Raw genomic sequence first — 14,157 nt, forward strand, 5'->3', positions numbered from 1 at the left:
GCCAGTGTTGCATGCACCCTTATGGGTGGTTGATGTGGTCTTTCCACATTCTTGCGTCCACAAGTGACCCGGTCCAGCACTGATCGCGTCGTGACTGATCCGGGCCGTCAGCAAGACCGAGTCGCTTCTTCCGGTCTCGCCGGTACCGTGACTGACGTGGGAAGTGCCGGATGACGGAAATCGACGAGTGTCGTAGCGCGCTGCGCGAGCTGGCCATCGGCAGGCTCGCCGGTCGGGACGTTCGCACGTCCCATTTGGTCGAGGCCGGTCTGGACGCGATCGTCGCCGGGCTCGACGCCCCTTCACTCGGCCTGCTGGCCGGGCTGGAGTGCGCGGGCGAAGACGCCGTCGACAGGGCGCTCCACCAGGTGGTCGACGAACTCGGTATCGAACTGCCCGCCGACGCGACGGCCGCGCGGTGGCTGCTCGTCCACGGCTGGCTCACCGCCATGGTCAAGGGCGATCTGTCACCCGCGACCGGTGGTGCCCTGGTCAGCGAGGTCAGCGAGCTGCTCGGGTCGCCGCCGTCGTTGCGGGGGATCACGCGCTGGTCGGCGATGCTCGACAACTGGATCCCCACCGATCTCACCCCGCGTGACGTCTGCGAGGTGCCGATCCTCGAAGAATCGGCCGCGCTCCTCGAAGGGCCTTGGCCTCCTCGCCCGCGTCACCCGTAAGGCGCCGGTTTCTGTCGTACATGTGTTCTAAAATTGGCGTTGTACAGCAGGAACAGCGGCGAAAGGCAGACACGGATGGCCTACATCACCCTGCCCACGTTCGTGGGATACAGCACGAGCTCGGGTCCCTCGCGTTCCTCTTTCGTCCGGCGCTGGCGCCGCCAGTACGAGGATCCGGCGCGGGGCGGCTTCAACTTCTATCTCCGGGCCGCGAACGCGATCCGGGCCGGCCGCGTCTCGGGGCAGGACCGCGAGGTGATGCGGGCACTCGTCGAGAACGCCGACGAGCGCACCCGGCCGCATTACGCCGAGATCGCCAACGGCTGGCTGCGTTATCTGGGGCGGCGTGACCTGCGGCTGGCCGAGGTCGGCCGGTCCCGCTGGCGGCTCGGCGCGCTCGAAGTGGGTATCAATCCGCACCTCGGGCTCCGCAAGGGCGACGGTCCTGTCCACGTGACCTGGCTCTACTTCAAGGAGGAGCCGTTGAGCCGGGACGCGGCGCAGATGGTGCTGTGGCTGCTCGAACAGACCATGGACGAGCTGCGGCCGGGCGGCCGTCCGCTGGTCGTCGATGTGCGGCGCGCGAAGGAGTTCGCGCTGTCGCCGCGCGATCGCGACAAGGTCAAGCCGTGGGTGCGGAGCGAGGCGTCGGCCTTCATGAGCCTTTGGGAGGCAGCCGCATGATCGAGCGACGGCGAGCCCGCATTCCGTGGGCTCGCCGTTCACGCCCCGCCATTCTCACGATTCCGGCAGCGGCGCAAGACACCTGATCAGGTGACAGTTTCACTGAGTATTCCCGCGAGCTGGACAACTTGGGCCCCGAACACGAAGCTTTCCCAGTCATAATCGGCCGAACCACCGAGGGTCGCTCGTGAACAACGCTTGGGAAGCCATCTCCAGGGTCGTAGATGAGCCCGCTTGGTACTGGGTCTACGACAAGCTCGCGTTCTGGCCGAGCACCTACTCGCATGCCTGGCCGGGGTTCCGTGAACCCGCGCCTTCCGTCGCCTGGGACCTCGCACCCCGTGGGCTCGACCGATCGTCCGCCGAGTTCCGGCTCGGTCCCTACGCCGTCGAGCAGAACGACGTCGCCCGCGTGGCGCTCGCGGCGTTGAAGGACTGCGTGGCCGAGGACGAGTGGGTGTGGGTACTGCACTGGCAGCACCAGTCGTACCGCTTCTACCCGCATCGCCACGCCGCCCTCGACCCGTGGCCGGTCCCCGTTTTCCCGCGCACGGATTACCACCTGTTCCTGGCGAGCGACTTCCGCTTCGGCACGCTCGGGCATCCGTGGGAGCGAACCCTGTGCGTCTACGGCGAGAAGCTCGTACCTGCCTTCGAACGGCACGGCGAGCGAGTCTTCAAGAACGTGCTCCGACGCGACGGGTCACCGGTCGCGATGGCGGGCTGACCACCGTCCGGCGGGCGGACCTGCCTAAACTCAGGCCGGTGTTCGAATATCACGGGTGGGTGACCATCCAAGCGAGCCCTTCCGGCGACGATGACGCGGCGCTGCTCGAACGGATCGTCGAGCGGGTGCGCCGCGCCGTCCGCGACTTCGACGACGGCGACCTGGTGGACCTCCGCTGGTCCGCCGGGGTGCCGGTGCTGCACCTGGGTGGCATGGACAAGCACGGCACGACGATCGGACCCGAGCTGGTGGACCTGTTCACCCGCGTCGGCGACCTCGCGCCCGGCTCGTACGGTCTCCTGCACGTCTGGGACGACCAGGACCCCGAGCACGACAACGAATTCAAGGTCTACCGGATGGCACGCGGCCTGGTCACCGAACGCGGCGACGACCACCTGTCCCCGGTCGCGCCGACGGTGCTGGACGGCTACGAGCTCTGAGCCGTCTGCCTGCGGTTTCGTCGATGATCGAATTAGGCTGTTCGGCTGCTTTCCCCGCCCGTCCGAATAGGACAGAGTTCAGTTGGGCGCGGGCGGCACTTCCCCGCGGAACGAGGGGGAATCGCCGTGAGATCGTCGTGCCTGAGACCGCGTCTCGGTGTCGTCGTGGTGGTGTTGGCCGTGGCTTTCGGGGTATTCCCGGCCACGGCTTTCGCATCTTCGGGGGACACCGCGACACCGGCCGTTTCGATGGTGCCGGACTCCGCTCCCGACAGCGCGGCCGCGGCGCGGTTCGCCAAGCAGGGCCGGAAGAAGGTCCGGGTCGACGACCTGACCTCCGAGCGTGCGGAAACCGTCGCGAACCCGGACGGCTCCATGACGCTGACGCAGAGCACCCGGCCGGTTCGGGTTGCCCGTGACGGTGGTTGGGTTCCCGCGGACTCGACGCTGAGTCCTGGACCGAACGGCGCGCTGTCGCCGAAGGCCGCGATGGCCGACATCTCGCTTTCCGCAGGTCGCCGCGGTGATGTCCAGACCGCAGGGGCCGCACCTCTGCTGCACTTGAGCGCCAAGGGCACCTCGGTGGGCCTGGATTGGCCCGGTGTCCTTCCCCGGCCGGTGGTGTCGGGCGCCACCGCGACCTATCCCGACGTGCTTCCCGGCGTCGACCTCAAGGTCGAGGTGGACGTGGACAAGGTCCACGAGGTCGTCGTGGTCAAGACGCCGGAGGCGGCGAAGAACCCGGCCATCGCGAAGATCAAGCTGGGTCTGCCGGTGAAGAACGGCAAACTCACCAAGGACGCGGACGGTGCTCTGCGGGTCAAGGACCCCAAGGGAGCCGATGTCTTCCTGGCCAAAGCGCCCTTGATGTGGGACTCGTCGGGAGCGGAGCCGGGCGCGACGGATTTCGTCCGGGGTCCGGCGGCCGGTGGTCGTCAGGCCAAGGTGTCGACCGAGATCTCGGGCAAGTCGCTGGTCCTCACACCGGACACGGACCTGATGGCGAACGCCGTGTACCCGGTCTACGTCGACCCGACATGGCAGACGAACTACTGCTCCAACTGCGGCCGTAACCACTACCTGGTCCAGTACGCCTGCGGCGGCTCGAAGACGCCGGCAGACGCGGCCTGGGATTCGGATGACCAGCTCAGAGCCGGGTACATCTACGACTCCAGGTCGAGTTGTGCGGGGAAGCTCGTCACCGCGCGGTCGTTCGTGGAGATGAACCTCGGCGGTCTCGCCGGAAAGCTGATTTACGACGCGCAACTCAACCTCGCGGTGAACAACTCGAACTCCTGCTCCGGCTCCAACAACGTGATGCTGACGAATCCGATCGGTCCTGGGTTGAAGTTCGGGAGCGGCCCCGCCTTGTGGGCCGGCTTCGGAACCGTGAGCGGCTGCCCGACCAACGTCGGTTTCAACGTCACCACGACCATCAAGGAACTGGTGGACGCCGGAGGCCCGACCTTCACCTTCGGCATCGTCTCGCCCAACGAAAACGACCAGAACACTTGGAAGAGATACTCGACGCAGGTCGGATTCTCGGTCACCTACAACTCGGCTCCTCAATCTCCCCGCAACCTCGCCATCGTCAACGGGACGTCGACTTACCCCTGCGCCGTGGACATCCCGGGTATACCGCGAAGCCGTCCTGTCCTCGGCCGTACCAGTACCGGCTACGTGGTCAAGGCGAACGTCCATGACCCGGACGGTGGCATGCTGTACACCGGTTTCCGCGTCTACAAGGGCTGGGTGAGCAGCGGGAACTACGTGTGGGACGGGCGCGAAGCGGGCGTCGACAACGTGCTGAGCGACTCCGATCTCGGCAACCGCAACGCTCAGGCCACGCTGTTCAAGGACTCGATGCCCGCGGACGGCCTCTATTCGTATGACGCGCATGTCACCGATGGCCGCGAAACCAGTTGGGGGCGCGCGTGCGAGGTCGAAGTGCAGTTGTCCGCTCCCGCCGCGCCGTCGGTGTCATCCCAGACGTATCCCAGCGGCACTTTCGGTGGCGGTCCGGGCAGAGCGGGCGACTTCACTTTCGCGGTGGCCAACTCGCCGACCTCGGTCGGCAGTTATGTGTGGAAGCTCGACAACACCGCACCGCCCACCTGCAACGACACTGAACCCGGGACCGTGAAGCCCGCCGCGTACAACGGGCCCGCCACCGTCGCCATCGCTCCGCAGACGAAGGGAACGCACGTCCTGAGTGTCTGGTCGTGCAACCGCGCGAAGACACCCTCGACCAGGGTCGACTACAACTTCAGCGTCCGCGACGTCATGGCGCCTCTCGCCTCATGGCAGTTCGAAGGCAACGGCGCTTCCCAGGCGACCGGCCTGCGTTACGTCGGTGAAGGCAGGGGAGCGTTCACCGACGGCAAGATCGGGGAAGGCGCGACCCTGTCGGGCCAGGCAGGCGACTACTTCGCGACGGGTGCGCGAGTGGTGGACACGACGAAGTCCTTCTCGGCTTCCTCTTGGGTGAACCCCACCGGACTGAACAGCAGGCGGGTCGTGCTGTCCCAGGACGGCAGCCAGAGCAGTGGATTCGCGTTGCAGCACCACGAATCGGGTAAATGGGCCTTCAGCCTCGCTGATTCCACGCAAGCCAACCCGGCGCAGAGTTCCGCCTTCTCCACGTCCGCTCCGGCGGAAGGGACATGGACGCATCTGACCGGCGTGTACGACGCCGTCGCGAAAACGGCGACGCTTTACGTCAACGGGCAAGCACAGGCCACGGTCCCCGCCACCGGCTCCGGCGGCGCCGGGCCGTTGGTCGTGGGCGGTGGAAAGGCAGGCGGTGTCCGGACCGGCCTGTACTCGGGGAAACTCGACGATATCGCGCTGTTCGACCGGGCACTGACCGCGACGGAAGTCGGTTCGCTGCACGGGAACAACGGCGTTCCGACCGGTTTGTCGGCGATCCGTGAATACGCGTTCGAGAGCAACACGGTGGACGCGACCGGAAACGACGGCGCCCTCACCTTCGCTCCCGGTTCGGGGTTCGCGACCGGCTACAGCGATTCCGCCGGGCAATCCGCGACCGAGAGCAAGGTCGGACAGTCCTCCGGACAGGCTTTCGTGAGCGATGGCCCTGGATACGGGCAGACGAAAACACCGGTGATCGACACCGCGCAGAGCTTCACCGTTTCGGCGTGGGTGAAGCTGGCCGACACCAATGGTTATTACGCTGTGGCCGGGCAAGACGGTGTCCATTCCAGTGGCTTCCAGCTTCGCTATTCCAAGGACGCGAACCGGTGGCTTATGGGCCTTCCGTCCGCGGACATCGACGGTGACGGATATCGGTGGGCGGTTTCCACCAGCACCCCGCAGGTGGGCGTCTGGACGCATCTGACCGGCGTCTACGACGTGTCCACCGCCAAAGTGCTGCTCTATGTGAACGGCGTCCTTGAAGGGCAAACGGCGATACCGGCTGGGACCACGTGGACAGCGACAGGCGGCTTCGCCGTCGGTCAGGTGCGGTGGAACAGCCAGCCGTCGACCTTCTTCAAGGGAAGTATCGACCAGGTTCAGGTCTGGGACCGCGCTCTTCCTGCCGCGGAAACCGCTGGTCTCGCCAACACCGCCGTGCTCCGGGCGAACTACCAGCTCGACGGCAACACCGCCGACGGAGTCACCGGCGCGGCCGGCGTCGTCTCGGGCGGCGCGGCCATGGTGAGTGACAACGGCGTCAACGTCGCGAAGTTCGACAAGTCCGGAACCGGGCAGATCGCGGCACAGCGGCCGGAGAGTTTCCGTGGCGACCGCAGTTTCACCGTCGAGGCATGGGTGAGGCACCGGTGGACCGCTGAGGATGCCGCCGCGGCGAAACAGGCGAATCCCGCCAACACGACCGGTGTCGACGAGGTGGGTCGGGCCGCGGTCGGTATGAATTCCGCGCAGTTCCCGCCGTTCATGCTCGGGTATCGGGGCATCAAAGATCAGGCGGGCAACTGGCAAGGTCGTTGGAGCTGGATGATGGGTTCGTCGACCGCCACCCCGACGAACCCGTTCGCGTGGTTCGCGGTTTCCGACAGTAACGCGGCCGACGGGGTGTGGACTCATCTGACCGGTACTTATGACGCGACGACCGGTACGTCTTGCCTGTACGCATCCACGGACGAATTCCGGTTCTCACCGGTCTGTCTGACCAACGTGGCCGGGTGGAACGGCGCCAGCCCGCTCGAAGGCCTGCTCCTCGGCCGAGGTGCGTGGAGTGGCAACAAGTCCGATTACTGGTACGGCGACGTCCGCGGCGTTCGCGTCTACACCGGTGTGCTGGACGCGCAACGGATCGCCGCGGACATGATCCTCGACCACCCCTGATTCTTTCCCGGCTCGGCAGACGCTCCATCTGAAACCTTGGGCAGGCTTCGTCATGCGTAAAGACACCCGCTGGACCCACATCGGCCGGTTTTCCCGTGCCACGGCGATGATCGTGTCCGCGATCATGCTCGCGTCCGGTGGTGCGGCGATCGCGCTCGAAAGCAAGGGGAGCGCACCGGGCTGGTCGCTCGGGCCCGGCCAGAAGGACCAGAGTGTCCCCGTGACTCCGCTCGTCGCCCCGCCGTCACCGCCGCCGGCGTTGCCCGACGCGAAGGTGACTCCGCCGGTTTGGCCGGGAGCGACGGAGGCGGAGGTCGAAGTGCTCGCCGGGGCGCGTGACGGCCGTCAGCCACAGGGGCTCGGCGTCCAGAACGCCGCGAATGGCACGCCCGTCAAGGTCGGCTGGGCGCGGGCGAAGGACGTCGCCGCCAAGAAGGCGGGACCCGCCCCGAAGGTTCGAGTCCGTGTCGCGGACCAGAAGACCAGCGACGCACTGGGACTTCGCGGCGTGGTGCTCTCCGTCGCCGACACGGGTGTGGGCGCCGAACCGGTGAATGTCGCGGTGGATTACAAGGCGTTCGGGAATGCCTACGGCGGCGGCTGGGCCGATCGGCTCCAGCTGGTGGAACTTCCGGGCTGCGCGCTGGTGACGCCGGCGAAGGCCGAGTGCCGGACGAAGACCCCGGTTCCCGGGACGGTGAAAAACGGCAAGACGCGACAGGTCTCAGCGGATGTCGCGCTCACCGGTACCGGCACCGCCTCACGGGTTTTCGCGGTGACAGCCGCGGTGAGCGGCTCCGCCGGAAACGTTTCCGCCCAGCCGTTGTCGGCGGCGGGGTCGTGGTCGAGTGGCGGGTCGTCCGGAAGCTTCTCCTACAACTATCCCTTCGCGGTCCCGGCCGCACCGAGCGGCACGTCACCGAGCCTCGGGCTTTCGTACTCGTCCAGTGGCGTCGACGGGCTGACCTCGGCGACCAACAACCAGGCGTCCTGGGTCGGCGACGGATGGGACTTCACGCCAGGCGGCTACGTCGTCCGCAACTACCTGCCGTGCAGCGAGGACCTCGGTGGCAACAACGGACAGACCAAGACCGGTGACCAATGCTGGGGCATCGACAACGCGACCCTGGTCCTCGGTGGCAAGTCGACGGAACTGATCAAACTCGCCGGGACGAATCAATGGCGGCCGAAGAACGACGACGGCTCCAAGATCGAACTGCTCACCGGTGCCGCCAACAACGCCCAGGACGGCCAGCACTGGAAGGTCACCACCGGCGACGGAACCCAGTACTTCTTGGGATTGAACCGCCCGCCCGGTTGGGTTGGCGGCAAAGCCGAGACCCAGTCCACGTGGACGGTCCCGGTGTTCGGCAACAACGACGGTGAAGCCTGCTACAAGCCGAACAACTTCGCCGGCTCGTCCTGCCGGCAGCCCTGGCGCTGGAACCTCGACTACGTGGTGGATCCCCACGGGAACGCCAGTACGTACTACTACCAGCCGGAGATCAACTACTACGGGCTCAACCAGAACGTCACGACCGCCGGAACCGAATACACGGCGGGTGGGTATCCCCTGCGGATCGAGTACGGCCTGCGGTTGAAGGACGGCAGTGTCTACGGTTCCGCACCCACGAATCAGGTCGTCTTCGAAACCGCGGAGCGCTGTCTCCCGTCCGGAGCGGTCACCTGTGACCCCGCGCAATTGACTTCGACGACGGCGTCGTCCTGGCCGGATGTCCCGTTCGAGCAGATCTGCGCCAAGGACAAGCCCTGTGACTACGGTTCACCCGCCTTCTTCACCCGCAAGCGGCTGACCACGGTCCGGACGCAGTACAACAACGCGGGCACCCAGACCGACGTCGACGTCTGGAACCTGGCACACACCTTCCCCGGAACCGGGGACGCCTCGCCGTCCGCGCTGTGGCTCTCCTCGGTCACTCACACCGGGAAGGGCGGTGGCGGAAGCATCACGCTCCCCGCCACCACCTTCGGCGGATTCATGTTCGCGAACCGGGTCGACACGGCCAACGATCAGTACTCCCCGATCACCCGCTACCGGATCAACGAGATCAGGACCGAAACCGGCGGGCGGATCGGTGTCGCCTACTCGGGCCCCGATTGTGTCGCGGGGACCCGCATGCCGGCGTCACCCGAGACCGACACGATGCGGTGCTACGCGTCGTTCTGGAGCCCTCCGTCGGCGAAAGACCCAGTTCTCGACTGGTTCCACAAATACGTCGTCACGGACATTTCCGAGGAAGACCTGACCGCCGGTGGAGTCGCGGTCAAGACGCACTACGACTACCTCGGTGACGCGGCCTGGCACTACGACGAGGGTCAGTTCACGCCGAAAGAGCGGAAGACCTGGAGCCAATGGCGTGGCTACGGCGTCGTGCGGACGTCCATCGGCCACCCGTCCGCCACGCAGACGGTGACGGAATCGTTGTATCTGAGGGGGATGGACGGCGACCACCTGCCGAACGGCGGCAAACGCTCGGTCTCCGTCGAGGACTCCGAAAAGGGAACGATCGTCGATCAGGATCCTCTGCAAGGGTTCCTCCGCGAGTCGAGGACTTATCTTCCGGATACCACGACGGTGGACAACTCGGCCATCAATGATCCTTGGGTACGTGGTCCGACGGCGACGAGTGCGGACGGCCTGCTCAAGGCACACTCGGTGGACACCGCGACCGTGCGCGGCCGCACCCTGCTCTCCGACGGCAAGACGTATCGCCGCAACCAGGTGAACAAGAAGTTCAACGACAACGGTCTCGTCATCGAGCAGGAGGACCTCGGCGATACCGGCGTCGGCACGGACGACACCTGTACCAAGACGACCTATGCCCCGAACACCGCGACCGGGATGTTCGACAAGTCGAGCGAAGTCGTGATGTTCGCCGGGCTCTGTTCCGGTACGGCGACGGCATCCACGGTCATCACCAACGTCCAGGTTTCCTACGACAAACAGGCCTTCGGTACGCCGCCGACGGCAGGCGACATCACGCGCACCGACACGCTGAGCGCCTGGGACGCCACGGGCAAGAAGTTCGTGACGACGGCGACGAACGAGTACGACAGCTACGGCCGTGAGACGTTGTCGACCGACGTGTCCGGCGCCGTGACGAAGACCGCGTACACGCACAGCGCCGGAGGGCAGGTCACCGAAGTCGCCGTGACGAACCCCCTCGGCTGGGTCTCGACGACCACCAAGGAACCGGCGCGGGGAAACCCGGTGTTCTCGGTCGACGTGAACAAGGTCCGCACGGACATCACCTACGACGCGTTGGGGCGCAAGACAGCGGTCTGGAATCCAGGGCGCAGCAAGCTCGACGGTGACAAGGCGACGGCGACCTTCGAGTACACCGACGCGGCGACTTCACCGGCGGCCATCCCGACCACCGTGGCGACCAAAGCCCTGCAGGACAACGGCGCGTACACGACGTCTTACGCGATCTATGACGGTCTCGGCCGAACGAGGCAGGCACAGTCCGCGGCATCGGGTGGCGGGCGGATCATCAGCGACACCGTCTACGACTCGCGCGGGCTTCCGTTCAAGACGAACAACGGCTACTTCAACAACGCCTCCGGTCCCGTCCCGGCGCTGGTGACCGTCGCGGACAACACGGTGCTGAACCAGACCGTGACGGAGTACGACAGCCGTGCCCGGGTGACGGCGTCGATCCTGATGTCAAAGGGCGTCAAGCAGTGGCAGACGTCGACCGTCTACGGCGGCGACCGGGTCACGACCATTCCGCCGCGGGGCGCGTCGCCGCAGACCGTGGTGACCGACGTACACGGGCAGACCGTCCAGCGGCTGCTCTACACGAACGGTTACACACCGGGAGCGGCGAATCCGGCCGACGCGACGAACTACACCTACAACGCCGCAGGCGCGATGACGTCGATGTCCGACGCGGCCGGAAACGTCTGGTCGACCGGTTATGACCTGCGTGGCCGCAAGATCTGGCAGGCCGATCCGGACGCGGGACGGTCGACCTACACCTATGACGACAGCGGACAGCTGACCTCGTCCACCGATTCGCGCGGCAAGGCCACCTTCTACACCTACGACAAACTCGGACGTAAGACGCAGACCAATGCGGATTCGCCCACCGGCACCAAATTGGCGAGCTGGACCTACGACAGCGTTCCCAACGGCATCGGTTTGCCCGCTTCGTCGACCAGGTGGGCAGGCACGGACGCGTACGTCACTCGTGTCGCGGCGTATGACAGGTACGGCAGGCCGACCAAGAAGGCCGTCGACGTTCCGGCCGTCGAAAAGGGCTTGGCCGGGACGTATGAGTTCAGTACTACGTACACGGCTACGGGTGCCGTCGCCTCGACGGTGAGTCCGAAGGCTGGGAATCTGCCGCTGGAGCATGTTCGGCATACCTACAACGAACTCGGCCTGCCGTCGACGACGTACGCGATCGACTCTGCGGGCACGACCACGAACCTGGTCTCGAAGACGGACTACACCTCCTTCAACGAGATGTCCCGCATGCAGTTCGACGGGGAGAAGTCGACCGTGAACGTCGGCGTCACCCAGACCTATGACGAGGTCACCCGGCGCCCGCAGACGACCACCGTCAACCGGGCGACGCAGGTCGGATCACAGCTGACCAACCGGACCTACGGTTACGACCCGGCAGGCAATGTCACGAAGATCTCGGACACCCCGTCAGGTGCGCCGGCCGACACCCAGTGCTTCGAGTACGACTACCAACGACGGTTGACCGAGGCTTGGACTCCGTCGTCGGGTGACTGCGCGACGGCCAAGTCGGCCTCCGCGCTCGGCGGTGCCGCGCCGTACTGGAAGTCGTACTCCTTCGACAAGACCGGGAACCGCACGAAGGAGGTCGACCACAAGTCGACCGGTGACGTGACCAGCACCTCCACCTATCCGGCGGCGGGACCGAGCGCGGTCAAGCCGCACACCCTGCAGAAGGTGGACACGAGCGGTCCCAACGGAACCTCGACGAGCGGCTACACCTACGACGAAGCCGGGTCGATGCTGACGCGGAACGTCGGTGGTGACACCCAGACGTTCAGCTACGACCACGAGGGAAGAACGGCCGGCGTCGCGACGAAGACCGGTGAAAGCAAGTACCTCTACGACGCCGACGGCAACCGGCTCGTCACCCGCGCTCCGACCGGCACCACGTTGTCGATCGGCGACCTCGAACTGGTCGTCACCACCGGCACGACCGGTGTGTCGGCGACCCGTTTCTACCAGCACGGCGGGGTCCAGGTCGCGGTGCGAGTCGGTGGCTCCGCCCTGAAGTGGATGCTCGGTGATCTTCACGGGACCAACGGTCTGGCCATCTCCGCGGGAACGCTCACACCCACTCAGCGGTACATGGACCCCTTCGGCAATCCACGCGGTCCGGCGCCGTCCACTTGGCCGGACAAGCACGGTTTCGTCGGCGGCTACCAGGACGCGACCGGTCTGACCCACCTCGGCGCCCGCGAGTACGACCCTGCACTAGGCCGGTTCACCAAGACCGACCCGGTACTGGATCCGGCGGTGCCGCAGCTGTGGAATCCGTACTCCTACGCGAACAACTCGCCGGTGACCATGACGGACCCCTCCGGCATGTCGGCCTGTTTCCACATGGGTGAAGACGGCCTGTTCTGCCACGAAGGCACCGAACAAGCGGCCAAGTGCACGGGTAGTTGCACCGTGATGGCCAGCTCTCCGTCGTCGCCGCAGGGCAAGAAGTACGCGGCCGAGCAGCGGGAGAAGGCCAAACGGGGCTACAACGAGAAGTCCTACAAAGAGGCGCAAGCCGTGGTGAAGAAGTCCAAATGGGACGTCTTCATAGACGCGGCCGGTGAGCTGATCAAGAGCCTCATCGGCTGGGACGACATCATGGGCTGCATCGAGGGGTCGGTCGGCTCCTGCATCAGCACGCTCCTCAACTTCATTCCTTGGGGCAAGATCCTGAAGGTCGGCGAAATCGTCGCGAGCTTCTGGAAGGGCGCGCGGGCTCTCGCGACCTTCGGTCGTGAGGTGGAGAAGGCCCAAAAGGTCATCGCGGACACCGAGCGCATCCTCGCCGACGCCGAGATGGCGGCGAACGCGGTCCAAGTTGTGGTCGCCGTCAGCGAAGGCGAGGGCGTCGTCGGCGCGGCGGCCGCGGCCATGGGCGGTGCAGCCGCAGCGAGCGAGTCGACCTGCAACAGCTTCGTGCCCGGTACGCAGGTCCTGATGTCGGACGGCACGACCAAGCCGATCGAAGAGGTGAAGCTCGACGATCAGGTGCAGGCCACCGACCCTGAGACCGGCAAGACCACGGCTCGAAAGGTCGTCGCCACGATCATCGGCGAAGGGCAGAAGCACCTGGTCGAGATCACGGTAGGCGGCTCAAAGTCGCTGGTGGCAACTGATGGGCACCCGTTCTGGGTGCCGGAGGTCCACGATTGGATCCCGGCGAAGGAGCTTAAGCCAGGGTGGTCGTTGCAGACGGACGACGGTCAGTGGGTCCAAGTATCCTTTGTGCGAGCATGGACGGCCGTCGCGAGCGTTAGAAATATTACCGTCGACACCGACCACAGCTACTATGTCGCTGCTGGTGAAGTGTCGCTTCTCGTCCACAACGCGCGTCCGCCTCGGCAGCGACCGGATCCGGATGCCGAAGGCCCTCATACGACGATCATGCGTGGTGGAGACGGTGAAGTGAAGAAATATGCAGAGTGGGGTGCCCCTTCGGACCCGAGGGATCCCCGCATACTTGTCTTGCAGAAGCGGTTTGATCGCTACGGTCCGTCGCACAGGAACAAGGATGGATCGGTGATTCCGACACCGCACATCAATTTGCCGGATGGTTCGGCTCGAAAAGTCGAGGCATGGGAGATGCCGAAGGGGCGAGGTTGTTCGTGAGCGGCGGCGAGTTGAACCCGCTTCAATTTCTTCAGGGCTGGTATCGCGACCAGTGCAATGAAGACTGGGAGCATGAGTTCGGCATCAGGATGGAAACTCTGGACAATCCAGGCTGGCATGTTGTCGTGGATGTCGTGGATACCGACCTCGAGGGAAAGAAATTCGAACGCCGGTGGTCGGAGGCAGATGAGTCAAGATGGATATGGGCGGCGGCGGACGGTGAAAGTTATGACCTGACCTGCGATCCGCTTTCACTTGAGAAGGGTTTGGAGTGGTTTCGGGAGTTTGCTGAAGGTGCTGCTTATTCGCCTCCTATGCAACGGGAAAAGTAGAAGCTTGCTATAGCCCCGTGCGATCCGTTAGACGACGTCGGCATTCATCATCGCCAGGTGTGCGCCCGCGCCCGGAAGAACGAAA

Annotated in this window: 7 protein-coding genes; all 7 read left to right on the forward strand. The window is 65.5% G+C overall.

All coding sequences use genetic code 11. The annotated features are described in order from the left end of the window. Window positions 1-170 precede the first annotated feature (170 nt). A complete protein-coding gene (locus AVL48_RS09940) occupies window positions 171-677 on the forward strand; it encodes a hypothetical protein (RefSeq protein WP_061980458.1) in 507 nt (168 codons plus the stop codon). Window positions 678-752: 75 nt separating this feature from the next. Then, entirely contained in the window at window positions 753-1,361 is a 609-nt protein-coding gene (locus tag AVL48_RS09945; protein WP_061980456.1) for a class I SAM-dependent methyltransferase, read from the forward strand. A gap of 187 nt (window positions 1,362-1,548) precedes the next feature. Then, window positions 1,549-2,088 (forward strand): DUF2716 domain-containing protein, encoded by a 540-nt coding sequence (locus tag AVL48_RS09950; protein ID WP_061980454.1) that lies wholly within the window; start codon window positions 1,549-1,551, stop codon window positions 2,086-2,088. A gap of 38 nt (window positions 2,089-2,126) precedes the next feature. Next, on the forward strand, window positions 2,127-2,528 hold the full coding sequence (locus AVL48_RS09955; protein WP_061980451.1) for an immunity 7 family protein: 402 nt from the start codon (window positions 2,127-2,129) through the stop codon (window positions 2,526-2,528). 180 nt (window positions 2,529-2,708) lie between these two features. Next, window positions 2,709-6,857, forward strand: coding sequence for a LamG domain-containing protein (locus tag AVL48_RS09960; protein WP_143105009.1), 4,149 nt, complete (start codon window positions 2,709-2,711; stop codon window positions 6,855-6,857). Window positions 6,858-6,909: 52 nt separating this feature from the next. Beyond that, window positions 6,910-13,740, forward strand: a complete 6,831-nt coding sequence (locus tag AVL48_RS09965) for an RHS repeat-associated core domain-containing protein (protein ID WP_061980447.1) — start codon at window positions 6,910-6,912, stop codon at window positions 13,738-13,740. Then, on the forward strand, window positions 13,737-14,072 hold the full coding sequence (locus AVL48_RS38170; RefSeq protein ID WP_158070221.1) for an Imm53 family immunity protein: 336 nt from the start codon (window positions 13,737-13,739) through the stop codon (window positions 14,070-14,072). The genes AVL48_RS09965 and AVL48_RS38170 overlap by 4 nt, the downstream gene beginning before the upstream one ends. The last annotated feature ends 85 nt before the right edge of the window (window positions 14,073-14,157 follow it).

This window comes from Amycolatopsis regifaucium, assembly GCF_001613935.1.
Taxonomy (GTDB): Bacteria; Actinomycetota; Actinomycetes; order Mycobacteriales; family Pseudonocardiaceae; genus Amycolatopsis; species Amycolatopsis regifaucium.